Below are 25,811 nucleotides of genomic sequence, written 5' to 3'. Positions count from 1 at the left end.
CACAGGGCCTGTTAAACGGCCTGTTCTACCTGTTCATCCAGCAGTTGTGGAATAATATCGGCAGGATTCGTGGAAAGTTTACGTCTTTTTACCGCTCGTGATGGCGGCTGGCACAAACTGCAGGCAAAGCTGCCAACAGGCTGGTGAGCATGGGTGATAAAGTTGCCGCCGCAGCAGTTACAGCGGCTTAGCTGAAGCATACCGCTCTCAACAAAACGCACCAACGTCCAGGCGCGGGTCAGCGCCAGAAGCGGGCCGTCTGCCTGGGATGGACACTGCTCCAGATACAAGCGATAGGCTTTAATGACGGCGTCAACGCCGCTGCATTGTCCGCTACGTAACAGGAATTGCCAGGCGTTACAGAACATCGATGCGTGGATGTTCTGCTCCCAGGTCATAAACCAATCCGTGGAGAAAGGTAACATTCCTTTCGGCGGTGGACTGCCGCGAAGCTCTTTGTAAAGCTTGATCAAGCGGCCGCGACTGAGCTGCGTTTCGCTTTCAAGCATCTGCAATCTCGCGCCCAGCGTAATCAGCTCCATCGCTAATTGAATGTCGCGTGCTTCCTGGACAATGCTTTTCTCGCTCATTTTGTTACGCCCTTTTTTTCTTCGGTGCCTCGTCGCTGGCTGACACCTCATTTAATAAGCGGGTGGATAACAAAATACCCGTATGAATTTGCTGTAAATCATCCACACGCGAGTCTTGCGTTAAACGGTTAATGGTTTGGTTATCATTAAAACGGAACTGACAAATCAGCTGATTGGTCTCCGCTAATTTCACCATTTGTGGCAGCGTTAATTCTCTTAAGGTGTTAGCCATATCCTCGCCAACGCCTAAACGAAACATCGCTGAAGCTTTATCCTGACTAATAAGTCTTTGCGCTAGCAGTAAATAAGACAAATTAATGTCATAGATATGTTTTAGCAACTCGGATGTATGCATTTTTCCCATCCCGAATAACCAACTATTATTTTATGCGGCCAAACCGCACCCCGTGATGTCGCCGGGCAAACCCGGTAAATAAGTGAAACAATCGTGACGGCCAAAAAAATGCATTAGTTGATGTCGCCCTCTGCCCGGGAGCCACTCCCGTAGGATGCAGCCGCTTCGCTGACAGATCGGTTAACGTCTTTCTTAATTTTCTTACAAAAAACTAAGATTTTTCCTAATTCGGGCAAACTCTACTCGGAGCCTATAGCACATACAATGCGGTCAACCGCGATTTTGGAATTTATGTGACGCAGATCACATAAATTTACCATATACATTAGATAAAACCATCAGCCAGGCTTTTCATTTGGCTGTTTTATAGCCAAATCAGGAATTTCCGTCACCTTGCGCAAGGAATAACCACACTTTTGAACAACAACTTTATGACTTTTCAGCCATTTATGGCCCGCCCGATAATCATTATCTGTTAAGTGGATCACACTTGCGCAGGCTATTAAAGAATAAATTAAGTAATATCAGCCTGTTAACTTCAATCCATTTTGAATTTTAACTGGAAATGACCATTACAAAGGGCCTAATCACCCATCGAAACTATCCAAATGTCACATTAAAAATAATTCGAAAGTTTGATGGTTTTTTCGCCTTTTTCTGCCATGCAACGGTCTTCTAAATTCATTACATAAGAATAATTGAACTGTTTTCATGAGCAGGCTCACAGTTCCCAGGGTTAACAACGTTGCGTTATTGTTAATATTAAAGTAAAGGAATTGTTATCAAAATGTCCTTTGCGCTACAGGAGAAGAACATGAGCTATCGCCATGTGTTGGTCGCCGTTGCCGTAACCCCCGAAAGCCACAGGCTAGTGCAAAAGGCCGTTTCTATCGTCCAGCCGGTAAACGGGCGTATTTCCCTGATTACGCTTGCCTCCGACCCGGAAATCTACAACCAGCTCGCCGCGCCGATGATGGAAAATCTGCGCGAGCTGATGCTCGAAGAAACGCAGCTTTTCCTTGAGGAACTGAAAGATAAGGCGGGTTATCCGATTGAACATGCCGCCATCGCCACGGGCGAACTCAGCGAGCACATTTTGGCGATATGTGAAAAACAGGACGTGGATTTGGTTGTCTGCGGCAACCACAATCAGAGCTTTTTTAGCAAAGCGATTTGTTCTGCAAAAGCGGTAGTGGCGTCGAGTAAAATAGATGTGCTGCTGGTGCCGTTGGTTTGAGACAGTAAAAAGCGGTGGATGGCGCTAACGCTTATCCACCCTACACCCGCACAGGCAGACGTAGGTCGGGTAAGCTTAATCGCCACCCGACGCTTTCTTTATATCATCACGCTAATTTCGGAAATGTCGCCACTTTCTGCTGGAGATGAGACTCAGCGCTGCGCGGCGTCACCTGCTTTAGATCGTCCACGAACCTCTCCTGCCAGTGGTTGATGTCGTTCTTAAGGATCACGTCCATCATTTCGCTGTGGCGGGAAATTCGTTCCGCTAACGGCATGGTTAACGCGCGATCCAGGGCGGCGGCAACGTCGTCGCGATCGTACGGGTTAACAATCAGCGCCGAGGTCAATTCATTAGCCGCACCGGCAAATTTCGACAGTACCAGTACGCCCGGATTCGCCGGGTCCTGGGCGGCAACGTACTCTTTTGCCACCAGGTTCATGCCGTCGCGCAGCGGCGTCACCAGCCCGACCTCGGCGTAGCGGAACACCTTCATCAGCAGCTTGCGGTCAAAGTGCTGGTTGAGGTAGTACAGCGGCGTCCAGCCCAGCTGGCCGTACTTGCCGTTGATACGCCCCGCTTCGGTTTCTAGCTGATGGCGGATGTCCTGATAGGCCTGCACGTCGCCTCTGGAAGTCGGCGCAATCTGCGTATAACGAATCTTGCCGTGGTGCTGCGGGTAATTTTCCAACAGCGCCTCGAAGGCGAGGAAGCGCTCCGGCAGCCCTTTGGAATAGTCAAGTCGCTCCACGGAGAAGATATTCTTGATGTTGCCAAGCTCGGATTTAAGCTGCGCAAGCTTAGGCGGCAGCGGGCCTTTCGCGCTGCGGGCAATCTCCTCCGGCTCGATGCCGATGGGGTAAACCTCGGTGCTGAAGGTTTTGCCGAACGCCTGGTGCTGATGCTTACCTTTATTATCAAGGCGCGTCACGCTTGCGACGCAGTCTAGGAACGCCAGGCGGTCGTTTTCCGTCTGGAAGCCCAGCAGATCGTAATCGCACAGCGCTTCAATCAGCTCCTCGTGCGGCGGCAGCGCGTTAAACACCTCCGGCGTCGGGAACGGGATGTGCAGGAAGAAGCCGATGCGGTTGTTCAGCCCCTGCTTGCGGCACTCTGCGGCAAACGGCAGCAGGTGGTAATCGTGGATCCACAGGATGTCGTCGTCCTCAACCAGCGGCTTGAGCTTTTCGGCCAGCAGCGTGTTGACGCGCGCATAGCCGTCCCAGGCTTCACGCTGGAAGTCGACCAGATCCAAACGGTAGTGGAACGCGGGCCACAGCACGGCGTTCGAAAACTGCAGGTAATACTGCTCGTAATCTTCTTCACACAGGTTAAAAGAGGCCCAGGTAATATTGCCTTTTTTGACCTTTTTCAGCGGCGCGTCGGGGTCGCCTACCTCGCCGCTCCAGCCGAACCACAGCCCGCCTGCGGCCTTCAGCGCGCCTAAAATACCGACGGCTAGACCGCCCGCCCCTGCTTTCTTGTCATCTGGTGGTGCAATGCGATTAGAGACTACCACTAAGCGGCTCATAATCTTCTCCCCGTAATGTTTCTGTCTTTTGTTGTTTTTCTATATGTTGCGTAAGTTTGCCAAGCCAGTGATAAACCATCCTCACGTTGGCGAGGCGATACTGCGCGAGGGTTTCCCCGGCACCGACCTTCACGGTCAGGCCGCCCAGCGCGTTGACCTGTTTGAACCCGGCTTCATCCGTGAGGTCATCGCCGATAAATACCGGCGTGCGGCCCTTGAACGGTGCTTCCTGCATAAAGGCGCGTATTGCAGCGCCTTTGTTAATGCCCAGCGGCTTAAGCTCGACCACGCATTTCCCCGGCTGTAAGGCCAGCTCCGGGTAACGGGCGGTAAGCTCTTGCGCGAGCATCATAATGGCTTCTTCGGCTTCCGGCGCCTGGCGATAGTGCAGCGCGAACGCCATCCCCTTGGCCTCAAGCTCGGTTCCCGGCAGCAGCGCCAGCATTTCCGTTAGCTCCTCGTACAGCGCCTTAACCAGCGGGGCCGGCAGCGTCACAACGTGGGTTTTATCATTGATGTCGCGGCGCTCCGCACCGTGCACCCCGGCCAGCGGAAAATGAAAAGGCGTGGCGAGCTTGTCCAGCTCGGCCATAGAGCGCCCTGAAATCAGCGCAAGCGCCCCGTCGCTCATCACGGACATTTTCTGCAGCAGCGTGCGCACGGCGGCCGGAATGTAAACCTGATCCGGGTGCGGTTTGATTTCTGCCAGAGTGCCATCGAGGTCAAAGAAAAAGGCTAGGTTGCCGGAAAGTAAGGGCGGTACAGATACGACTTCAGCCACCTGTGGCTCCTCCTTAAATGGGTAACGTTGTCACCGGAACGGTAACTTAAAATTATCATTAGCCATGTAAGTATAGACAGGGTGACGGGTGTCGCAATTTTATAAGATAAATCGCCAGGCCTTGTGGGGACTGGCGTTGCGCTTCGGAATTGTCTGATGTTAAGGGTGATAAAAAGTTATACCGTCCGCTTCGCCTTCTGTTTGTAACGGTCAAAAATTACCGCCGCGAGAAGGATAAGCCCACGCACCACGTACTGGGAAAACGGTGAAATATTCAGCAGGTTCATGGCGTTTTCCACCGTCCCCAGAATCAATATCCCCGCCACCACGTAAGAGATTTTACCTATCCCGCCCTTGAGCGACACGCCGCCCAGCACGCAGGCGGAAATCACGATCAGCTCATAGCCGATGGAGGTCATCGGCTGGCCGCTGGTCATGCGCGAGGCAAGAATAATCCCCGCCGCCGCCGACACCAGCCCGGACAGCACGAAGATAATGATTTTGGTGCGCACCACCGGCACACCCGCAAGCCTTGCCGCCTCTTCGTTGCCGCCAATCGCCAGCGTGTTGCGCCCAAAGGTGGTTTTGTTAAGCAGGAAGCCGAAGATTATCAGGCAGCCTACCGTAAGCCAGATTGGCGCGGGCAACCCCAGCCAGTTGGCGTAGCCGAGGGTAAAGAAGCGCTCGTCTTCGATGCCCACCGCCTTGCCGTCGGAGATAATATAGGCCAGGCCGCGCACGATCTGCATGGTGGCAAGCGTGGTAATCAGCGCGTTGATCTTCAGCCGGGCGATGACGAAGCCGTTGACCAGGCCGCTGGCCACGCCCAGCAGCAGCCCCGCCGCCACGCCCAGCCACAGGCTTTCGGTCATGTTGATGACGACCGCCGTGGTCACGCCTGCGCAGGCAATGACCGAGGCTACCGACAGGTCAAAATCCCCGGAGGCGAGGCAGAACAGCATGCCGCACGCCACCATGCCGGACATGGAAATCGCCAGCCCCAGCCCCTTCATGTTGATAAAGGAAGAGAAGTTGGGCACGAAGATCGCGCAGCCGATAAACAGCACCGCGAACACCACCAGCATGCCGTAGTTATCCCAGATGCGCCCGAGGCTCATCTGCGACCTGCCCGGCCCGGACGCTTCGCCGTCAGACTTGATAAATGATGACATTTTGTTCCCCTTGCTCATGCGGCACTCACACTGGTTTTCGGCATCGCCAGGCTCAGCGCCTGCTGCTCGCTGGCGCTGCCATGCAACAATTCGCCGGCAATCTCCCCTTCGCGCATCACGATGATGCGGTCGGCGAGGCCCAGCACTTCAGGCAGGTCGCTCGACGCAAAGAGCACCGCCACGCCCCGCGCTGCGAGGGCATAAATCACGTTGTAGATTTCATGCTTGGCGCCCACGTCGATGCCGCGCGTCGGCTCATCGAGCAGGATCACCTTCATCTCCTCGGACAGCCAGCGGCCCAAAATTGCCTTCTGCTGGTTGCCGCCGGACAGGTTCATGATCAGCTGCTCCGCCGACGGCGTTTTGATGTTCAGCGAGCGGATGTGCGTAGCGGCGTTGTCGCTTTCCCATCTGTTGTTGATAAGGCAGCCCACGCTGATGTGCCTGCGGCGCGCGCTGATGTTGATGTTGTCGCGCACCGAGTGCACGGGAATGATGCCGTCCGCCTTGCGGTCTTCCGGGCAGAGCATCATTCCGGCGCGAATGGCGTCACCGGGCTTGTTGATGGCAACGGGGCTGCCGTCAATCCACACCTGCCCTTCGGTGATGCGCGTGCCGCCGAATAACCCCTTCATCAGCTCGCTGCGCCCGGCGCCCACCAGGCCAAACAGCCCGACGATTTCGCCGCAGCGAACCTGCAAAGAGATTGGCGTGCGCACGCCCGGCGCTTTGACCTGCTCAAGACGCAGCCTTTCCGCGCCGTGTTCGCGCGGCTGCCAGCCGTAGATATCCCCGAGGTCGCGCCCGACCATCGCCTGCACCAGCGAGTCGTGGTTCACCTGCTGCATATCGTCGAAGGTGCGCACGTAGCGCCCGTCCTTAAACACGGTGATCGCATCGCTCAGGGCGAAGATCTCCTCCATGCGGTGCGACACGTAGATAATCACCCGCCCTTCCGCGCGCAGCTCGCGAATAACGCGGAACAGGTTGTCGATCTCCCGGCGGGACAGCGAGCTGGTTGGCTCGTCGAAGGCGATAACCTTGGCGTTGCGGGCCAGCGCCTTTGCGATTTCCACCATCTGCCACTGGCCGATGGAGAGGTATTTCAGCGGCGTCTGCGGGTCGATATCCAGGCCCAGGTGCTCAAGCTGGAGGCGCGCCTCGTAGTTGAGCAGCGAACGGTTTACAAACCCCGCCCTGTGCGGGATCTGCCCAAGATAGATGTTTTCCGCGACCGACATTTCCGGCACCAGGTGCAGCTCCTGGTAGATGATCGCGACGCCCGCGTTAAGCGCCGCCGTCGTGTCGCTAAACGCCACCTCTTCGCCACGCAGCACGATGCTGCCCTGGCTCGGCGCATAGTTACCGCTAAGAATTTTTAGCAGCGTGGATTTCCCCGCGCCGTTTTCCCCCATCAGGGCGTGGACCTGGCCCGCGTAGCAGTCAAAGCTGATGTCCTGCAATGCTTTCACGCCGGGGAAGGTTTTGCCGATGCCGCGAAAGGAGAGATACGGAGTTTGTGGTTGCATGGTTTACCTTTTGCATGGCGTCGGGTGGCGGCTCACGCCTTGCCCGACCTACGTTCCGATGACGTGAAGGGTTTTTGTAGGGTGGATAAGCGCAAGCGCCATCCACCGCATGGCCTACTTGCCGCCTAACCCTTTCTTCGCCAGCTCCTCCTTAAAGTTGTCGCGGGTGATCAGCACCACGTCGGTCACTTCGGTAAACTTCGGCGGCTCGGCGTCTTTGGTCACCCAGTTGTAGAGCATCTCGCTGCTCTTATAGCCGTGCACGTCCGGGCTTGGCAGCAGCGAGCCGTAGAAGCCGGTGGCCTGCGCTTTCGACAGCTCGCTCACCGCGTCCACGCCGTTGATGCCGATGCCGATCACGTCCGGGGCCTTAAAGCCCTGGCCTTCGGTGGCGCGCACGCCGCCCAGCACGGTGTTGTCGTTCATGCCGACGACAAGCCAGTGCTTCACTTCCGGGTGCTGCACCAGCATGGAGTTGGCGGCGTCAAACGCGCCGGGGATATCGTTGGATTTGGTCGGCACCTTGTAGATCTGTTTTTCCGGGAAGCCCGCGGCCTTCAGGGCTTCCATCGAACCCGAGGTGCGGCGGCGCGCGGTGTCCAGCTCGTCGGCGGTGATCGCCATCACGGCGGACTCTTTGACGTCCCAGCCGCGTTTTTGCATCTCTTTAAACAGCTCCTGGCCCTGGCGCTCGCCGATTTTGGTCGCCGCCATCATCACCAGCGGCACGGTTTCCATCGGCTTGCCCTTCGCGGTGACGAACTGGTCATCCACGGCGATAACCTTCATGTCGTAGCTTTTGGCTTTCGCGACGATAGCCGAGCCGAGTTTCGGATCGGGCGTACAGATCACGAAGCCTTTTGCGCCGCTGGCGGCGAGGCTGTCGATGGCGTTAAGGGTTTTTTCACCGTCCGGCACGGCAATCTTGATCACCTCAAAGCCGAGGTCTTTCCCGGCCTTATCGGCGAATTTCCACTCCGTCTGGAACCACGGCTCTTCCGGCTGTTTCACCAGAAAGCCGAGCTTCATCGTTTCCGCAACAGCTGATTGTGACATAACCGCCGCAAAGCCAATGGCCACCAGCGTTTTAGTAAATTTGTGCATGCGTACTCCAGATCGATTTTATTATTCGTAGGGTAAGGTCGATTTAAAACAACGTTTTAGCACGAGAGTCCGTTTTGGGCCGCGCTGGATGTAGTTGTAGTCGGAAAGCGATAATCCATAAGAGAGCGGAATCACACGGCAGAATTACAGTGAGGCCGTGCATAAATTCAGCAATTTAGGCCATAAGAAAAGTGGATTTTGTATGATGATTAGGCGGTGCGGGGATGGTAAGGGCGTTCTGAATTTCCCCCCTCACCCTAACCCTCTCCCTCAGGGAGAGGGGATCGTCCGGTGCGCTCCTTCTCGAGAGGGAGAGAGTATCGTCCGGTGTGCTCCTTCTCCTGGGGGAGAGAGTATCGTCCGGTGTGCTCCTTCTCCTGGGGGAGAGAGTATCGTCCGGTTTTCTCCTTCTCCTGGGGGAGAAGGCCGGGATGAGGGCGTTCTGAACGTCCCCTCACCCTGAGGGTGAAGGGACCGATATGCGCAATTACCAGTACGTATTAATCCCGTCGCGCGAGCCGGTCACCGGGTCACGTTCGGGTTTAGGAACCGTGGCGATATTCTCTCTCACCTCATCGAGCTGCCCCGGCTGGTCGAGATACTTATCCGGCGAGAAGCCGTCGGGATAGGCACCCACGCACATAAAATCCTCCGACGCTTCGATTTGCTTATGCCCCACGCCCGCCGGGATCAGCACCGCGTCGCCGCGCGAAAGATCGACCACCGGCCCGGATTCCCCGCCAAACTGCACGCGCGCGCTGCCGGCAAACACGCCCAGCGCTTCATGGGTGTTGGAGTGAAAATGGGTGTAGGTAAAAATGGGGTAGCGCCAGCGCGGCGGCCAGCCGTGGCGCGCGAAAAGCGCTTCGAACGCCTCGGCAAGATTTTCTTCGTGGGATACGTGGTGGTAAAGCACCAGCGGCAGCGCGCTGTTGGGCACGCCGCCGCTGGGTTGGTTCAGACGCAGGGTTTCCAGTTCGCTCGCCATCTCTTTCTCCTCGCTCTAAAAGAGTAAGTATAGAAAGCGAAAACGATTAGCCGGAAAGCATCACCACGGATAATAAATATGCTCCGCGTGATCCCGCGCCGGGGCCTCGTCGCCTTCAAGGCGCGCCGCTACGGTCAGGGCAAAATCAAAGACTTTACCCAGCCCCCTGCCGCTTATCAGGTTGCCGTCTTCCACGACGTCGGCATCAACATATTCGCCGTCGGTCACCTGTTGCCACAGATCGCCGGAGCAGACGTAGCGGCGGCCTTTCAACAGACCGTTGCCGCCCAGCACGCGGGCCGCGGCGGAACAGATTGGGCAGATGAGTTTGCCCAGCTCGTCGTGGCGGCGCACGAAGGCGATAACGCTTGCGCTTTGTGCGAGGAACACGCTCCCCTCTGGCCCGCCGGGCAGGACGACGGCGTCAAAAGTGGTGTCGAAGCATTCGCCGAGCGTGGTGTCGGCCACCATCGGGATGGCATGATAGCTGACCACCGCGCGCGTTTCCACGCAGGAGACAATTTGCACGTCGATTTTCAGGCGACGCAGGATATCAATCGTGACAATGGCTTCGGCTTCTTCAAAACCGGGGGCCAGCAGGACGGCAACATTTTTCATTAGGGCTTTCCTTTGCTTAAAAATTACCAGTACGGGTACCAGACCTGGCGCAGGCGCGCCAGCGCCTCGAGGTAGAAATAGTCCCCCCAGCTGCAGCACTGGTCAACACCTTTTCCGCTAGCCATATGATAAACCGAGTGTTTGAGCAACCCTTCGCAGGCCTCGTCGTCGCGCGCCAGGTAGTTATCGGTCAGCGACCCCACGATGCGCAGCGCCATCTCCTCATAGTGCGCGCGGTGTTCGTCGAGCGTCGGCAGGATTTTTACCAGCTCCAGCAGGCCGCAGGCGGTAATCGCCGCCGCCGAGCTGTCGCGCACCGCGTCGGTGCCGAGCAGCGCCAGATCCCAGTGGCAAACGTCGTCCTCCGGCAGGCGGTTGAGGAAGTAGTGGGCCAGGCTGCGCGACAGCTCGACCATGCTTTTATCCCCGGTATGCAGAAAGCTGAGCAGGAAACCGTAAATGCCCCACGCCTGCCCGCGCGACCAGCAGGACGAATCGCTAAAGCCCTGGTGCGTGTTGCCAAAGCGCGGCTCGCCGGTCTGCACGTCCATATAGAAGGTGTGATACGACGAGGCGTCTTCGCGCACGATGTACTTCGCGGCCTGCTCGGCGTGGGCGGTCGCCGCCTGCGCATAGCGCGGGTCGCCGGTCTGCTCGCTCGCCCAGTACAGCAGCGGCAGGTTCATATTGCAGTCGATGATCATGCGGCCCTGCTGCTCCGGGTCGTTGAGATCGCCCCAGGCCTGGATGATTTTCGCCACCGGGTTAAAGCGCTCCATCAGAGTTTCCGCCGCCAGCAGCGCCGATTTGCGCGCCGCCTCGTTGCCGGTTAGCCGCCACGCGCTTACGCAGGAGAGCGAATATAAGAAGCCAAGATCGTGGGTGGCGGTATCAATGCGCTTTTCGATGCGTTCGGCAAACGACGGCAGATAGCTTTCGGCGGCGCGGCGGTATTTGTCGTCGCCGGTCATTTCCCACGCCAGCCACAGCTGGCCCGGCCAGAAGCTGGTGGTCCATTCGACGTTTTCAGTCCGCGGCCAAATGCCGTTCTCGCACGCCTCGCCGGGGAACCTGTCGCCAAAGGCAACGATGTTTTTATCGAGCTTACGCGTCACGCGGGCCAGCGCATCGTCGAGCTTGTGGCGCAACGCCAGCCTATCGACCTGATGCAGTTCAATCGGGCGCAGGGCTTCGGTAATCACGGTCTTGGTCATAACAACTCCTGAATTAATGTTTAACCGGTTCAATCGGGGCGGTATCAAGTGCCGAAGCAAAAGTTCGGGATTCGTCGCGTAGCGCCTTACAGCGCGACAGCGTAAAGGCGGAAATCAGGGTGAAGGCCAGCGCGCAGCAGCCCATCAGCAGGTAGGTGTGCTCGAAGCCGATCTTGTCGTAGAGGTAGCCCGCAGGGGGTGCAACCACGATGGAGCCGACGTAAATCATCGCCTGGTAGCCCAGCAGGTACATGGTGGCGTTGATCCTTTTGTCGAAGTGTTCGGCGATGTATTTGAATACCGAAATCAGCAGCAGCGCGATCTCCACGCCGTAGAACGGCTTGATTATCGAGATGATCACCGGGTCGCTGGTCAGGCCGGAGGCAATCAGCCGCGCGCCGACCACGCAGCCGCAGAACAGCAGCCCGCGCTTCGCGCCGTAGCGGTTTACCAGCCACGGGATAAACATCATCATCACGAACTCCATGCCGGATTGCACGGTGCTGAGGTAGCCGTACCAGGCGTTGCCCTGCTCTTTGGTGGCGAAGAACGACACGAAGTAGCGCGGGAACTGCTGTTCGGCGATGAACATCATCCACGCCACGCCCGCCACATAGAGGCTAAACATCCAGAACTTGCGGTTTTTCAGCAGCATCAGCACGTCGCTAAAGACGATTTTGTTCGCCGAGATGACGTTGTTGTTGCGCAGCTGCTCGTCACCGATTTTCAGGCTGACGAGCACCAGCAGCATCAGCACCGAGGTGCTTGAGCTGACGAGGAAGTTTGCCATTGGCGTGAAGTTAAACAGCACGCCGGAAACCGACGCCGCCATCGCCCAGCCGAGCGATCCCCACATGCGAATGCGGCCAAACTCCAGCCCGTAAAGGCGGCTGAAGCGGTCGGCGTAAGATTCCGACGCCGCCACCCCCGCGTACCAGCCGAGGCTGAGATAAAGCGCGCCGATGATAATGCCGATCGTGGTATGGCTAAGCAGCAGCGGCTGGTAGACAAACACGAAGAACGGGGCCATCAGCGCCGACACGGCGCAGACAAAATAGAGCAGCCGCTTGCTCATGCCGATCTTGTCCATGATGTAGCCGTAGACCGGCTTCATGATCACCGCGAACACGCCGTTGATGGCGAACACGCTGCCGATGGTGATGCTGTCCAGTCCCACCTTCTGGCTGAGCCACAGGGCGTAAAGCCCAAAGCTTGACGACCAGGTAAAGAAATAAAGGAAGATAAAGCTGCTCATTTTGATCTGAGCGCTGCGGACGGGCGTTGAGGTCGTCATACGGCACTCTCCGGCAGGGATTTTAGGGCCAGCGTTTTTTCATGGTGAGCCGTCACGAGGCGCACGGCGTCATCGCGGACGATGGCCTGCGGGCAAAGCCGCGCGTCAAAATCGTCCGGGTTTCCGGCCCATACCGCGCCGATCAGCAGGTGTTTCCCCTTCGCCAGTTCGCCGCGCAGCAGCGGCACGGCGGCACGTTCGGCAAACAGCAGGTTGGCGTTCGGCGGCGTTAACACCTGCTCGCCGCGACGCGGGCTGGCGCTGAGGCAGAAGATGGCGCTGATGTCGTCTTCCGTGGCGAGCCTGCAGAAATGCGCCCCGGTTTCGGCCTGCGGCAGCGGGCGGTTCGGGATGCTGAATCCGCCCTCTGCGCCGTCGAGTTCGCGAGCTGAAAGAATGTGGTGCACCCGCACCTGCCAGTCGCCGAGCGCTAACAGCCAGGTATCGACGGTCACGTCGTGCCAGGGCTGCCAGCGGCTGTAAATCATGCCGTCGGCGGTGGTGACCGAGGTGCAGCCGCGCCTGCCGCGCCAGTAGTCGTCCTTTTCAGACAGCAGAAGCATCGAGTCAGGCGAGGCGTGCGCCAGCCCAAAGCGCCCGCGCTCGACGGTGAAGCCATATCGCGTCGAGTAGGCAAACTTGCAGTATTTGGCTTCGGTATTGACGAAGTTGTTCAGCTCAAGCTGCCCGGCGGTCAGCATCCACAGGTGGTGCGGCTGGTGCACCAGAATCTGATCGGCATGGGGAATGGCGTGCTCGTGGGCCAGCGGCGGCAGCGGGAGCTCGCGCGCCTGCCAGAAGGCGTCCTGCTCGTCGAGCGCCAGCACCAGCATGGTTTTCAGCCCCCAGTACGGGGAGCCGGGCGCGTTGTAGTCTTCGGCCATAATCAGGTTCGGGTAGCTGAATCCGACGCTCAGCACGCCGTCGCGGTCGAACAGCGGCTGCCTCATCCACCAGCGCAGATGGCGCAGCACGATGCCCTTAATCACGCCGGGCCCGTAAACCTCCAGCCCCGCAAAGGCGGCGGCGCTCCAGAAGGCGGCCTGCGCAAAGCGGTAGGTCAGGCTGCGGCCAAAGGGCACGGCGGCCCCGTCGTCGGCAAAGAAGTGGATGAAGTCGGCGGCGAAGAGCGTGGCGCGATGGCGCAGTTCAGCGCAGCGCCCGGGGTCAACGTCGGCCATCAGCTTCGCGTAGATCAGGCCGTAAAAATGGAAGCCCATAGAGATGTAGTAATCCCGCGGGCGGCCCGGCCCGTCGGCGTACCAGCCGTCGCCGAGGTAGTAGCTTTCCATGGCGGCGAAGTGCTCTTCGAGCGCCTGCGGGTTGGTTGCAAACCCGGCCTTGTGAAAGCCGACCTGCACCAAAATCGGGAAGAAGTGCCAGTTGTTGTCCGGGATCGCCTGGGTTTCGCTCTGCTTAAGCCAGCGCCAGAGGTTGACCTTTTCCCGTTCGTCAAAATGGGCGAGCAGGGTTTCGTGGGCCAGCGCCAGCAGCAGGCCGTAGGCCGCCATTTCGACGATGCGCTGATCGTAAGGAGTGACCTCGCCCCAGTAGTCCGCATGCTGCGGGTTAGTGCCGTTTTTAATCGCCTGGATATAAAAAGAGAACCGCGTCGGCTCGCTTCCCCCGGCCAGCAGCGGCACGACGCCCCACAGCAGCCGCGAAAAGGTTTCCATGCTGGCAATCTGCTGCCCGTAGTGGGCGGTAAAGTTGGCGAGATCGATGCGGCTGGCGTCTTTTTTAAAATATGGCGTTACGGCGTTCAGCAGCTCGTTAACCAGCTTTTGCAGATCGCTGCGGCTCTCAATCGCGTTGTTCAGAGTAATATTTTCAGGTTGCAAGATGTCCTCCCGTCTTTCACGAGAATCAGATAAGTTATTGTTATTTAGCTTTTCTTAAGAGAATCATGGTGTGTCGGGAAACAGAGTAGCCTCTTTTAATTACGCCGCTGAGTGAGCCTGCTCACAAAAATAAACCGCCATTTCATTTTTGCTGGATTTTTCGTTGCGCGGCGGTAATAAATTGCAAACCATGGCGTAAAAACTTAAATCTGTTGTCCTGAGGTCAAATGCAAGAATCACAGCTTCTCGAGCGAATTACCCTCGATAGCCGGGTCATCGCCTTTCACCGCATGTGGTCGTCGAGCGCGGTGTACTACCACTGGCACCAGTGCGTTGAGCTGCTCTACATTTCGAAAGGCTACGGCATCGTGATCGTCGACAATCAGCACTACACCGCCCGCCCCGGCCGCCTGTTTATCTTCCCGCCGTTTCGCCTGCACAAGGTGCACGTTGAGGCCAGCGAGAAAAATCAGTACCACCGCACGGCGATGCACATCGAACAGTCGGTGGTTGAAACCGCGCTGGGCGGCTTCCCGCGCCAGCAGGCTCGGTTTGCCGCGCTTGCGGCAAGCAACGTTCCGGCGCAGGTTTACGATTTAAGCGAACAGGCAGATTTTATGGAGGCGATCCTTGAGCAGTTCGACGCGCTCGACGACGAGGGGCAGAAATCCGCCAGCGAGGTGGCGTTTCTGATGATGCAGATCATGACCTTTCTGCCCGCCCAGCCGCAGCCCGCTGTGCCCCAGCAGCAGACGCTGGCCTCGCGGATTATGGGCTGGGTTGAAACGCACTATTCGTCTAAATTTTCGCTCGACGATCTGGCGCAGGCGATGGGCCTGTCGCGCAGCTACACCTCAAGGGCGTTCCGCCAGCAAACCGGGGGAAGCATTCATGAATATCTGCTGACCAGAAGGATTAAACGGAGCTGCGACCTGCTGCGCACCACGGCGCTAAGCATCGACGCGATTGCCGAGGCGGTAGGATTTAGCGAGGTAACCTATTTTATTACCTGCTTTAAGAAGCTGATGCGCCAGACGCCGTTGCAGTACCGGAAAACCAGCCAGGCGCGGTTTTCCGGTTAGTTTTGGGGGATTTGATGGATTTTTGGGGGGCTGGTGGATTTGGTGGATGGCGCTGCGCTTATCCACCCTACAAAACCCGCCTCCGTAGGTCGGATAAGCGCAGCGCCATCCGGCGCGATGTCCGAAGACGGTCGTCTTCAGGAAATCAATGCGCGTCTTTCTGCGGCGTAAACTTCAACTCAATCAGCGCGATAGCCTTTTGAATCGCCCGGCGGGTGACCGGATCGGCGGCGGCCGGGTGGGTGGCGAAATCAATGGTTTTCAGCTGGTTGGCCATTTTCTCGCGCACTTCCACCGGCGCAATCACATCGATCACGTCCAGAATCTGTTTGATCACCAGCTGGCAGGCCACCACGTCGGAAACCAGCTCCTGGTCGGCGGATAGTTGTTCAGACATCTTTTGCTCCTGTTTCATTTGGCGTAACGCTTTGTTTGCGCCGCCGTAGTTTATGCGGGGCATAGTACATGGGCGATGATTCACGAGGCAACTTTCCGTTGTGGAACCCATCTCGTAAAACGTTTAGCCGTTTTGCTGTTTCCCTTGCCAGTCACTCAGCGCCTGTATTTAAGTACGCCATTGACTTACCCCTATAAACTGATAACCTGATGATGGCTATACGCCAATGGCGGACATGATGCTCTTTATTGAAACGCCCATTTTTACAGAGGATGTAGCAGAACTCCTGACGGAAGAGGAATACGCGCTGTTTCAGGCATTCCTTACCCTTTCACCGCTAAGCGGTGACGTAATCCCCCAAACCGGCGGTTTGCGCAAGGTTCGCTGGCGGGCAAAAAACCACGGGAAGCGCGGTGGTGTCAGAATCATCTACTTCCACAAAGCAGCGGACGACATCATCAGGCTGCTGCTTATTTATGCTAAAGGCGCTAAAGACGATCTGAGCGAAACGGAAAAACGAGCGTTAAGGCAGCTGAACGAGGGCTGGTAAATGGATAAAAAACTTTTTGAGCGTCTGTCGAAAAGCATGGCGCAGATGAATGACATCGTGGAGGGCAAAGCAGGCCCGTCACGCGTAACGGAAGTCACCGCCTTGCAGGTTAAGGCGATACGCCAGGCGACGGGGCTTTCGCAAACGGGGTTCGCGAATCTCATCTCTGTGAGCGTCGATACGCTGAAAAACTGGGAGCAGGGTCGGCGCGAACCCACCGGTCCGGCGCGAGCTTTGCTGCGCGCCATTGAAAATGACCCGGTTCACGTGATCCCCGCCCTCGCTCCGCGCTAGACTTTAGCGCGGTTCCTCAAACAGCCAGCAGGCCACGCGGTGGCCGGGGGAAATCTCCTGCATGACCGGTGCCTGCCGCTGGCATTTTTCCATTGCGCGCGGGCAGCGGTTGGCGAATTTGCAGCCGGGCCAGTCGCTGATAGCGCCGGGCAGCTCGCCTTTTATGCCGCCCTGCTCCAGCATCTGTACGTGCGGATCGGCGACGGGGATCGAGGCCAGCAGCGCTCGGGTGTACGGATGCGCGGGCTGGGTGTACAGCTCTTCCGCCGGGGCTTCTTCCACCAGCGCGCCGAGGTACATCACGCCGATGCGGTCTGAGATGTGGCGCACCATCGACAGATCGTGGGCAATAAACAGGTACGTCAGCCCGAGATCCTGCTGCAAGTCTTGCAGGATGTTCACCACCTGCGCCTGCACCGAAACGTCCAGCGCGGAAAGCGGCTCGTCGCACAGCACGAATTCAGGGTTGACCGATAGCGCGCGGGCGATGCTTATCCGCTGGCGCTGGCCGCCGCTGAACTCGTGCGGAAAGCGGTTGAGATGCTCGGCCTTCAGGCCGACCTTTTCCAGCAGTTCAAGCGTTCGCGCCTCGCGCTGTGCCCTGTCGTAGCCGTGTATGCGCATCGGTTCGGCTATCAGCTGCGCCACGGTCATGCCGGGATTAAGCGAGGAATACGGGTCCTGAAAGATGGCCTGCATCCTGCGGCGCAGCGGCTTGAGCTGCCTGTCGCTCATGGCGGCGATGTTTTGCCCGGCGAATTCGATTTCGCCGTCGGTAATATCGAACAGCCGCAGGACGCTGCGCCCGAGGGTGGATTTTCCGCAGCCGGATTCCCCCACCAGCCCGTAGGTTTCGCCGGGGTAAATTTCAAAGCTCACGCCGTCGACCGCTTTGAGCGGGGTCGATTTCGTGAACCAGCCCTGCCTGCTGTAGAAGTATTTCCGCAGCTGGCTTACGCGAATTAAGGGCTTAGCCTGCATGTTTAGCCTCCCACAGCCAGCACTGCGCTTCGTGTCCTTCGCCTACCCTGTAAACCGGCGGCTGCGTGCGGCACCGTTCCATGCGCTGCGGGCAGCGGTCGGCAAACGGGCACCCCGGCGGCGGGTTTAACAGGCCGGGGGGCGATCCTTCGATGGGCGACAGGCGGGTATCGCCGTGGCCCGGACGCGGCAGGGAAGCCAGTAGCCCACGGGTGTACGGATGCGCCGGGCGGTAAAAAATGTCCTCGACGCTGCCCTGCTCCATGACCAGCCCGCCGTACATCACCACCACGCGCGAGCAGACCTGCGCCACCACGCCAAGGTCGTGGGTGACCAGCATAATCGCCGTGTCGGTCTGGGCCTGAAGCTGTTTTAACAGCCGCAGGATCTGGGCCTGGATGGTGACGTCCAGCGCGGTGGTTGGCTCGTCGGCAATCAGCAGCGACGGGTTACAGGAGAGCGCGATGGCGATCATCACGCGCTGGCGCATGCCGCCGCTGAACTCGTGCGGATACTGGCCGTAGCGCTGCTCCGGGTTGCCAATCCCCACCTGTTGCAGCATGGCGATGGCCTTATCTTTGGCGGCCTTTTTGCCCAGCCGCTGGTTGCGAATAAGGATTTCGCTCATCTGCTTGCCGATGGTCAGCACCGGGTTCAGCGCCGTCATCGGGTCCTGGAAAATCATCGCGATGTCGTTTCCGCGCAGAGTGCGCATCTGCTCCGGCGTTTTGCGCGCCAGGTCTTCACCGCGAAAGTGGATGCGCCCGCCGACGATTTTGCCGTTGCCGCCGAGCAGGCCGAGCACCGATTTACAGGTGACGCTCTTGCCGCAGCCGGATTCGCCCACGATGCCGATGATTTCCCCGCTCCGTACGCTGAAGCTCACGCCGCGTACCGCGTGGACTTCGCCTTCGCGTGTGAAGAAGGAGGTTTGCAGCTTTTCGAGCGTTAACAGGTTACTCATCGCGGTTCGCTCCCGGCTCAAAGGCGGTGCGCAGCACGTCGCCGAGCACGTTAAAGCTCAGCACCGTCAGCAGGATCAGGATGCCGGGGAACATGGCAAGCCACGAGGCTTCGCCGATGTACGACTGCGCGTTGTTGAGCATGCTTCCCCACGAGGCGTTCGGCTGCTGCACGCCGAGGCCGAGGAAGCTTAGCGTGGATTCCATCAGGATCGCCGAGGCGATGTTCAGCGTCGCCGCCACCACGATCGTCGGCAGGACGTTTGGGATGATGTGCCGGGCGATGATAAGCATCGGGTTCTCGCCGCAGGCGCGGGCGTAAATCACGTATTCGCGCTCTTTGACTGACAGGGTTTCCGCGCGGATCAGGCGCGACATGTTCATCCACGTCAGGGCGCTGATGATCAGAATAATGTTGGCGATGCCCGGCTTAAGGTAGGCGTTGAGCACCAGCAGCAGGAAGAACGCCGGGATGGAGAGCAGGACGTCCACCAGCCGCATTAAAAGGTTATCCAGCCGCCCGCCGAAATAGCCGCTGACCGTGCCCACCAGCGTGCCGATTAGCGTGGAGAACAGCATCGCCAGAAAACCGACCATCAGGGAAATCTGGCCGCCGTATAGCGCGCGGGTAAAGTAGTCGCGCCCGTATTCGTCGGTGCCGAACCAGTGGGTGGCGTCCGGGGCGAGCATTCTTGCCTGCAACGACATTTGATTCGGGTCCCACGGGCTGGCCGCCGCGAGCGCCGCCGTGATGCTAAAAATAACCAGCACCAGCAGTGAAAACTGTGCCGGGCGATTGCGCCTGAAGCCGTGCCTGACCTGCTGCCAACGTCTGCTCATGTCCTTACCTCAGCGCCTTAATGCGCGGGTCCGCCACGCGATATAACAGGTCGGCCAACAGGTTGCCGACGATCAGCATCATCGACGACAGCATGATGATGGCCATGATCAGCGGGTAGTCGAGCGACGTAATTGACTGAATGCCCAGCAGCCCCATGCCCGGCCAGGAAAAGACGCTTTCCGTAACGTAGGCTCCCACCACCAGCTCGCCAAAGGAGAGGCCGAACAGCGTGATGACCGGCAGCAGCACGTTTTTCAGCACGTGGCGAAAGAGGATCGCGCGGCGCGTTGCGCCATAGGCAAGCTGCGTCTGCACGTAGTCCGCCGAAAGCTGGGTGATGGTGTTGGAGCGGATGTAGCGCACGTAGCTGGAGAGGTTATAAAAGGTCAGCGCGATGCACGGCAAAATGCCGTGGCGCACGACGTCCAGCCAGGCGTCGTCCACGCCGATGGTGCGCATGCCCATGCTCGGCAGCCAGTTGAGCTGCACGGAAAACACGGTAATCAGAAGGATGCCAAACCAGAAGATCGGCACCGAAATACCGATGTAGGCAAACATATTCAGAAAGTGGTCGAGGAAGCGATGTTTGAACGCACCGGCCAGCAGGCCAAGCGGAATCGCCAGCAGCATGGCCAGCAGCAGCGATGCGCCCATCAGGCCGAGCGTGGCGGGAACGCGTTCGGCAATCATCGTCAGCACCGGGCGGTGGTAAATCAGCGAATAGCCGAGATCGCCCTGGAGGACGTTTTTCAGCCACAGCAGGTACTGCATAAACATTGGCTTATCGAGGCCAAGGCTCTGGCGAATGCGTTCGATGTCATCCGGGCTCATGCGCGGCGTGATGTAGGCCTGCACCGGGTCGCCCGGCGCGAGCTTCACCAGCAGGAACGATACCAGTGAGATAAAAAACAGCATCGGCACCAGCTGGGCCAAACGCCGGACTAACAGATTGTTCATGCAGCCTTCCGGACAGTGCTCGTTGAAACCCGCGCGGGGTAAAACCGTAGGGCGGCTAAGCCTGCGCCCCCGCCATTTTCGGTGGAAGGGGCCGTGCTTTTCCGCCCTACGGTCAGGGGGCCATTCGGCCCGCCTGATTATTATTTTTGATAAATCTTCGACAGATCCTGGAACATATACACCGGTTTTGGCTCGGCCTCTTTGGTGCCGCCAAAGCGTTTATCCACCGCCACCACCGCGTTGGTGTAGGCGATCGGGTACCACGCCATGTCGTTTGCGACGGTCTGCTGAACCTGCTTGTAGATTTCCGCGCGCTTTGCCTTGTCCGTTTCCGTTGCGCCCTGGTTCCACAGCGCGTCTAACGCCGGGTTCTTGTAGTGCGCGTAGTTGTAGGCTTCGTTGCTCATATAGAGGGATTTGTAGCCGTCCGGCTCCGCGCCCATGATGTAGCCCCCGAGGCTCAGCTCGTAGGCGGTGTTTTTCATGTCCAGGCTGCGCTGGGACATGGCGTTGGCGTCCAGCGGCAGCAGCTCGACGTTAATACCGATGTTTTTCAGCTGCTGCTGGATATACAGGCCCATGCTTTCCTGGGTTTTGTTCGAGTTGATGTAGGCCAGGCGCAGCTTGAGGCCCGCAGGCTCGCCGGACTCTTTCAGCAGCGCTTTGGCTTTTTCAACGTCGTATTTGTAGGCCTGCACGTCGTTGGTTTGATACAGCGTGTCCGGCGTCAGGATCGACGCGGCGGGCTGGGCGTAGTCAAGCGAGGTAAAGGCAACCTGCACCAGCTCGTCTTTGTTGATGGCGTAGGCGATGGCCTGGCGCAGCGCCTTGTTTTTCATCGCGTCGATGTTTTGGTTGAACGTCATGTAGGCCAGACGCCCTTCCGGATAGATCACGAAGTCAAACTTGCCGCTGGTTTTCAGGCGCGAGACGTCCTGCGGGTCGACCATTTTCAGGTTCATTTCGCCGTTTTGCAGCGCGAGGTTCGCGGAATTGGAATCCTTGGCGAAGCGGTAGGTGACGGCGTCAAGCTTTGGCTTACCGTTCCAGTAGTCGTCAAAGCGGCTTAGCGCATAGTACTGCCCTGCCCGGTACTCTTTGAATTTGAACGGGCCGGAGCCTACCGGGGCGTCGTTTTTGGTGCTCTTTTCCAGGTCGCCCGTTTCGCCCGCAAATACGTGCTGCGGGATTGGGTAGATCTGCACCAGCGTGCCCACAAAGGCGGCGCTCACCTGCGGAAGAGTGAACTTCACGGTCAGGTCGTCAACTTTGCTGACCTGAATCGGCTTATCGCCGTAGACGAACATGCTGCGGAAGAAGCTGTGCTGCTTTTCATCCAGCAGCTTGGTAAAGGTGAACACCACGTCCGAGGCGGTGATCGGCTGGCCGTCCTGCCATTTCAGATTTGGTTTGAGCTTGAGGATATAGGAGAGATTGTCCGCGGAAGGCGTCAGGCTTTCGGCCAGGCCCCATTCGATCTTATCGCCGTTGTAGCTATAAAGCGGTGCGTAAAGCGCCTGCATGATGGTAAGCGTGGTGCGGTCGCTGGCATAGAGCGGGTTGAGCGCCAGCGGATCGCCCGTGGTGACGCCAACAATCAGATTGCCACCGTCTTTTGCCGCTTCTTGTGCGGGTGCGGGGGCCGCTGCGGTTTCACTTTTCGCGTTATCACAGCCAGCCAATGCCAAAGCTATCGAAGCAAACAGCGCAGATACTAATAAGGGTTTACGCATTTATTCACGGACTCCATGCTCTAGAAGAGCCCGCATAGTGCATCAGCCCCTAATTATTGTAAATGCACGTAAATGGCATAACGTTATCTAAAAAAAAGCTAAGGAAGGCAGGACGTTAGCTGATAAATAGCATTGCACAAATAATGGTCGATTTATCTCACAGAATCTTATTCCCGCAATGTAAACATTGGCATTCATTCACACTAACTATGGAATAAGAAAGTGGAATGCCGATCTCATAATACATATCCCTTTACGCCAGATTACAAATTTGGTGACCCTTATCACAATTATCCTTCCTGTATCACTTTATAAGAACTCAGCTTCTGAAAAATATAAAACAAAGGTTCAAAAATATGAGCGGGAAAAATGGAACCATCGGGCATGAACGGCCTGTGCTGCTTCGCCATCAGTTGGCCTATGGCGGTGGCAACCTGCTGGGCAGCGGCGCGCTGGCTATCAGCGGCGCATGGCTGCTGTACTTTTACACAACCTTCTGCGGGCTGACGCTGCTGGAAGCGTCTTTTATCTTCTCCGTCGCCAGCATCATCGATGCGATTAGCAACCCGCTGATGGGATACCTGACCGATAACTTCGGCAATACGCGGCTCGGCAAGCGCTTTGGCCGCCGCCGCTTCTTCCTGCTGATCGGCATTCCGCTGATGATGTTCTACCCGCTGCTGTGGGTGGACGGCTTCGGCTTCTGGTACTACCTGTGTACCTACGCGATCTTCGAGATCATCTACACCTCGGTGATGGTGCCGTACGAAACCCTGGCGACGGAAATGACCAGCGATTTCACCCTGCGCTCCAAGCTCACCGGCTACAAGGCTATCTTCGGCAAGCTCGCCAACTTCCTGGCGGCATTTATTCCAGGGCAGTTTATTCTGCTGTACGGCAAGGATTCCGCCCAGCCGTTCTTCCTGACCGGCGTGACCTACGGCGTGATTCTTTGCGCGGCCATCGCCTGCCTTTATTTTTCTTCCTGGGAGCACGTGCGGCCGGTCGACATGGTGCAAAAGGCGAAAACCACGCTGTTTAAAACGCTGACCGGGCTGGCTGCCGATATGCGATCGACCTTCCATCTGCGCGTATTCCGCAAGCATTTGGGCATGTACCTGTGCGGCTTTGGCGCGGAATGGCTGTTCGCGTCTATCTTTACCTACTTCGTGATTTTCGTGCTGCAGCACGATCCGGCGATGGTCGCCGGGCTTAACAGCCTGAACTCGATTTTGCAGCTCGTTTCCACCGCCGTCTTTATCGGTATCTGCGTGAAAAAGGGCTTCAGCAAGCCGTATATTCTGGCGCTCGGCATCGTGATTTTCTCGGTGATTTGTTACACGTCGCTGTACTTCTTCCACCTGCCGGTGCATATCGCCACCGTTTTGCTGTTCGGCATCACGATTCTATTTGGCCTCGGCACCGGCGGCGTCTACTACATTCCGTGGACGGTTTACACCTTCCTTGCGGACGTTGATGAGGTGTTTACCGGCCGTCGCCGCGAGGGGATTTACGCCGGGGCGATGACCTTCTCGGGCAAGATTCTGCGTTCGATTATCGTCTTTACTATGGGATCGATCCTCAGCTTCTACGGCTTCCAGTCGAAGGCGCACGTGCAGCCGGAAAGCGCGGTGAACGCCATCGCGGTGGTGTTCTGCGTGGGGGTTGTGATTCTGGCCCTGGCGGCGATAGTGTTCAGCAAGCAGATGAAGCTCGACCGCAAAGCCCATATGATCGTGCTGGAAGAAGTGGCGCGCGTTAAGGCGGGCGGCAGGCTTGAGGAGATTAAACCGGATGTGCGCGTGGTGATTGAAGACCTGGTCGGCCACCGTTACGAAGAGTGCTGGGGAAACAGCAGGCTGTTTAAAAACGCAGAGGATACGGTTCCGGTACGCGAAGCGGTTTCACACTGATTCGCACCCAAATTACGGACACAAAAAAACCTGCCTCGGCAGGTTTTTTTCATCGGCTATAAGCTACAGCTACGGCGTTTAGAACATGCCGCCTGGCGGTACATCTTTGAAGGTTTTGCAGTAGTTTTCAAACATGCTTTTCAGGATTTTGCGCAGTTTCATCATGTACTCCGGTTTTTATTTTACAGGTGTTGCTCGTTATGCGACCTATAATATGACTTCCATCACACAAATCAACTGTTTTGTGAGCTACATCACACAATTTAAGTGTGGATTTTACACCTCATTCACATAAAAGCGATTGCAAATCCATCACTTAACTGGTTATCTGTTTCGGTAAATTTTTAAAACATTATTTTAATTTCGAGCGGCAACCATGTCCCATACTGTCTCCTCTGCGCAAAAACGCGGCGTTTCTCCCACCGCGCTGCTGGTCGCGGGCGCCTTTTTCATGGAGTTTCTCGACGGCACGGTGATCGCCACCGCGCTGCCGGAAATGGCACGAACCTTTGGCACGGACGCCGTTGATTTGAACATAGGCATGAGCGCCTATCTGCTGACCCTTGCGGTGCTGATCCCGGCCAGCGGCTGGATAGCCGACCGCTACGGCGCGCGTAAGGTCTTTACCCTCGCGCTGGGTATTTTCACCCTTGCGTCGGTGCTGTGCGGCCTCGCCAACAGCCTGGAACAGTTTGTCGCGATGCGCGTTTTGCAGGGTGTTGGCGGCGCGCTGATGGTGCCCGTAGGCCGCCTTGCCGTTCTGCGCACCACGCCAAAAAACCAGCTGATTACCGCCATCGCCACGCTGACCTGGCCCGCGCTTGTCGCGCCGATAATCGGGCCGCCGCTGGGCGGGTTTATTACCAGCTACGCCTCGTGGCGCTGGATCTTCTATATCAATCTGCCGCTTGGGCTTGCGGCGATGGCCTTTGCCTGGCGGCTTATCCCCGACGTGCACGACGACGAGCGCCGCCCGTTCGACGGCATCGGCTTTGTGGCAACCGCCGTCGCCATGATTTGCCTGGTCTACGGGCTTGAAATGCTCGGCGAAGCGCAGGTCAACGTGCTGGCGACGTTGGGCCTGCTGGCGCTGGGCGCGGCGGCGCTGTGGTTTTCGCTTCGGCATTTCAAACGCGCGGCGCATCCGATGATTCGCCTCGACGCCCTAAAAGTGCAGACCTTTGGCGTGACCATGTACGGCGGCTCGCTGTTCCGTACTTCGATAAGCGCGGTGCCTTTTCTGCTGCCGCTGCTGTTTCAGGTGGGCTTCGGCATGGACGCGTTCCATTCCGGGCTGCTGGTGCTGGCGGTGTTTGCGGGCAACCTGACGATGAAGCCGGGCACCACGGCGCTTATCCGCGCGCTGGGCTTTAAGAAGCTGCTGATTATTAACGGCCTGCTGAACGTCGCCGCCCTGCTCGCCTGCGCATTTCTTACGCCGCAGACCGCCACCTGGGTGACGGTGGTCATTCTGTTTCTCGGCGGCTTATTCCGCTCGATGCAGTTCACCGGCATCAGCACGCTGGCCTTCGCGGATATTCCACCGAACCAGATGAGCTACGCCAACACGCTGTTCAGCACCGCCACGCAGCTTTCCGTGGGCCTCGGCATCACGCTTGGCGCAATCGGCATTCGCCTCGGCGAGAAAATCAGCGGCTGGCTGGATCTCACCGCCGTTCCCGGCATCAGCATCAAAATCTCCTTCGTGCTGATTACGCTCGTCTGCCTGGCTGGCCTTTTCGATCTGTTGCGCCTGCCGCGCTCGGCGGGCTGCAGCGTCTCGAACAGGCAATAACACGATTAGCTCCATAAATAATTTCGAGCCTCAATTACACTGGTATGAATAC

25 protein-coding genes are annotated in these 25,811 nt (G+C 57.7%); 6 read left to right on the top strand and 19 right to left on the bottom strand.

Annotated elements, in window-relative coordinates:
* Positions 1-11: 11 nt before the first annotated feature.
* A complete protein-coding gene (flhC, locus tag ACSPHG_RS08935) occupies positions 12-590 on the bottom strand; it encodes a flagellar transcriptional regulator FlhC (protein WP_435953121.1) in 579 nt (192 codons plus the stop codon).
* 4 nt (positions 591-594) lie between these two features.
* Positions 595-945 carry a flagellar transcriptional regulator FlhD gene (flhD, locus tag ACSPHG_RS08930; RefSeq protein ID WP_435953120.1) on the bottom strand — a complete coding sequence of 117 codons (351 nt, stop codon included), beginning with the start codon at positions 943-945 and terminating at the stop codon, positions 595-597.
* A gap of 814 nt (positions 946-1,759) precedes the next feature.
* Here flhD and uspC point away from each other — a divergent pair.
* A complete protein-coding gene (uspC, locus tag ACSPHG_RS08925) occupies positions 1,760-2,182 on the top strand; it encodes a universal stress protein UspC (protein WP_435955980.1) in 423 nt (140 codons plus the stop codon).
* Positions 2,183-2,288: 106 nt separating this feature from the next.
* Here the strand turns inward: uspC and otsA are convergent, their stop codons facing one another.
* The 10 genes from otsA to ACSPHG_RS08875 form a co-directional block, all read right to left on the bottom strand.
* Positions 2,289-3,713 carry an alpha,alpha-trehalose-phosphate synthase gene (otsA, locus tag ACSPHG_RS08920; protein ID WP_435953119.1) on the bottom strand — a complete coding sequence of 475 codons (1,425 nt, stop codon included), beginning with the start codon at positions 3,711-3,713 and terminating at the stop codon, positions 2,289-2,291.
* Entirely contained in the window at positions 3,688-4,494 is an 807-nt protein-coding gene (gene otsB, locus ACSPHG_RS08915) for a trehalose-phosphatase (protein ID WP_435953118.1), read from the bottom strand. Before otsB ends, otsA begins: the two co-directional genes overlap by 26 nt.
* A gap of 176 nt (positions 4,495-4,670) precedes the next feature.
* Positions 4,671-5,666, bottom strand: coding sequence for an L-arabinose ABC transporter permease AraH (gene araH, locus ACSPHG_RS08910; protein ID WP_435953117.1), 996 nt, complete (start codon positions 5,664-5,666; stop codon positions 4,671-4,673).
* A gap of 14 nt (positions 5,667-5,680) precedes the next feature.
* Entirely contained in the window at positions 5,681-7,195 is a 1,515-nt protein-coding gene (gene araG / locus ACSPHG_RS08905) for an L-arabinose ABC transporter ATP-binding protein AraG (protein ID WP_435953116.1), read from the bottom strand.
* Between the two features lie 114 nt (positions 7,196-7,309).
* On the bottom strand, positions 7,310-8,299 hold the full coding sequence (locus tag ACSPHG_RS08900; protein ID WP_435953115.1) for an arabinose ABC transporter substrate-binding protein: 990 nt from the start codon (positions 8,297-8,299) through the stop codon (positions 7,310-7,312).
* Between the two features lie 487 nt (positions 8,300-8,786).
* Entirely contained in the window at positions 8,787-9,287 is a 501-nt protein-coding gene (locus ACSPHG_RS08895) for a cupin domain-containing protein (RefSeq protein WP_435953114.1), read from the bottom strand.
* Positions 9,288-9,347: 60 nt separating this feature from the next.
* Positions 9,348-9,905 (bottom strand): DJ-1 family glyoxalase III, encoded by a 558-nt coding sequence (locus ACSPHG_RS08890; RefSeq protein WP_435953113.1) that lies wholly within the window; start codon positions 9,903-9,905, stop codon positions 9,348-9,350.
* A gap of 23 nt (positions 9,906-9,928) precedes the next feature.
* Positions 9,929-11,119: a glycoside hydrolase family 88 protein gene (locus ACSPHG_RS08885; RefSeq protein ID WP_435953112.1), complete on the bottom strand. Its 1,191-nt coding sequence runs from the start codon at positions 11,117-11,119 to the stop codon at positions 9,929-9,931.
* A 13-nt stretch (positions 11,120-11,132) separates the two neighbouring features.
* Positions 11,133-12,413, bottom strand: coding sequence for an oligosaccharide MFS transporter (locus tag ACSPHG_RS08880; RefSeq protein ID WP_435953111.1), 1,281 nt, complete (start codon positions 12,411-12,413; stop codon positions 11,133-11,135).
* A complete protein-coding gene (locus tag ACSPHG_RS08875) occupies positions 12,410-14,254 on the bottom strand; it encodes a DUF2264 domain-containing protein (protein WP_435953110.1) in 1,845 nt (614 codons plus the stop codon). The genes ACSPHG_RS08880 and ACSPHG_RS08875 overlap by 4 nt, the downstream gene beginning before the upstream one ends.
* A 227-nt stretch (positions 14,255-14,481) precedes the next feature.
* On the opposite strand from ACSPHG_RS08875, the gene ACSPHG_RS08870 reads away from it, so the two are divergent.
* Entirely contained in the window at positions 14,482-15,336 is an 855-nt protein-coding gene (locus tag ACSPHG_RS08870) for a helix-turn-helix domain-containing protein (protein ID WP_435953109.1), read from the top strand.
* Positions 15,337-15,481: 145 nt separating this feature from the next.
* Here the strand turns inward: ACSPHG_RS08870 and ACSPHG_RS08865 are convergent, their stop codons facing one another.
* Positions 15,482-15,733, bottom strand: coding sequence for a DUF2766 family protein (locus tag ACSPHG_RS08865; protein ID WP_435953108.1), 252 nt, complete (start codon positions 15,731-15,733; stop codon positions 15,482-15,484).
* A gap of 238 nt (positions 15,734-15,971) precedes the next feature.
* Between ACSPHG_RS08865 and ACSPHG_RS08860 the strand changes: the two genes are divergently transcribed.
* Both ACSPHG_RS08860 and nadS read left to right on the top strand, forming a co-directional pair.
* Complete coding sequence (locus ACSPHG_RS08860; protein WP_435955979.1) at positions 15,972-16,283, top strand: type II toxin-antitoxin system RelE/ParE family toxin; 312 nt, start codon at positions 15,972-15,974, stop codon at positions 16,281-16,283.
* A complete protein-coding gene (gene nadS / locus ACSPHG_RS08855; protein ID WP_435953107.1) occupies positions 16,284-16,577 on the top strand; it encodes a NadS family protein in 294 nt (97 codons plus the stop codon).
* 3 nt (positions 16,578-16,580) lie between these two features.
* Here the strand turns inward: nadS and ACSPHG_RS08850 are convergent, their stop codons facing one another.
* The 5 genes from ACSPHG_RS08850 to ACSPHG_RS08830 form a co-directional block, all read right to left on the bottom strand.
* A complete protein-coding gene (locus ACSPHG_RS08850; RefSeq protein ID WP_435953106.1) occupies positions 16,581-17,558 on the bottom strand; it encodes an ABC transporter ATP-binding protein in 978 nt (325 codons plus the stop codon).
* Complete coding sequence (locus ACSPHG_RS08845) at positions 17,548-18,522, bottom strand: ABC transporter ATP-binding protein (protein ID WP_435953105.1); 975 nt, start codon at positions 18,520-18,522, stop codon at positions 17,548-17,550. The genes ACSPHG_RS08850 and ACSPHG_RS08845 overlap by 11 nt, the downstream gene beginning before the upstream one ends.
* On the bottom strand, positions 18,515-19,360 hold the full coding sequence (locus ACSPHG_RS08840) for an ABC transporter permease (protein WP_435953104.1): 846 nt from the start codon (positions 19,358-19,360) through the stop codon (positions 18,515-18,517). The genes ACSPHG_RS08845 and ACSPHG_RS08840 overlap by 8 nt, the downstream gene beginning before the upstream one ends.
* Before the next feature lie 4 nt (positions 19,361-19,364).
* Entirely contained in the window at positions 19,365-20,318 is a 954-nt protein-coding gene (locus ACSPHG_RS08835) for an ABC transporter permease (RefSeq protein ID WP_435953103.1), read from the bottom strand.
* Between the two features lie 140 nt (positions 20,319-20,458).
* Entirely contained in the window at positions 20,459-22,051 is a 1,593-nt protein-coding gene (locus ACSPHG_RS08830; protein WP_435953102.1) for an ABC transporter substrate-binding protein, read from the bottom strand.
* Positions 22,052-22,407: 356 nt separating this feature from the next.
* On the opposite strand from ACSPHG_RS08830, the gene ACSPHG_RS08825 reads away from it, so the two are divergent.
* Entirely contained in the window at positions 22,408-23,964 is a 1,557-nt protein-coding gene (locus ACSPHG_RS08825; protein WP_494516569.1) for an MFS transporter, read from the top strand.
* Between the two features lie 78 nt (positions 23,965-24,042).
* On the opposite strand, the gene azuC is transcribed toward ACSPHG_RS08825, so the two are convergent.
* Complete coding sequence (gene azuC / locus ACSPHG_RS08820; RefSeq protein WP_004136622.1) at positions 24,043-24,126, bottom strand: stress response protein AzuC; 84 nt, start codon at positions 24,124-24,126, stop codon at positions 24,043-24,045.
* A 214-nt stretch (positions 24,127-24,340) separates the two neighbouring features.
* Here azuC and ACSPHG_RS08815 point away from each other — a divergent pair, with 214 nt between their 5' ends.
* Positions 24,341-25,759, top strand: a complete 1,419-nt coding sequence (locus ACSPHG_RS08815) for an MFS transporter (protein ID WP_435953101.1) — start codon at positions 24,341-24,343, stop codon at positions 25,757-25,759.
* The last annotated feature ends 52 nt before the right edge of the window (positions 25,760-25,811 follow it).

The organism is Dryocola baronae, assembly GCF_051297175.1.
GTDB lineage: Bacteria > Pseudomonadota > Gammaproteobacteria > Enterobacterales > Enterobacteriaceae > Dryocola.
Note: the sequence above shows the minus strand (reverse complement) of the source record. Positions and strands in the feature narration are given on the sequence as shown.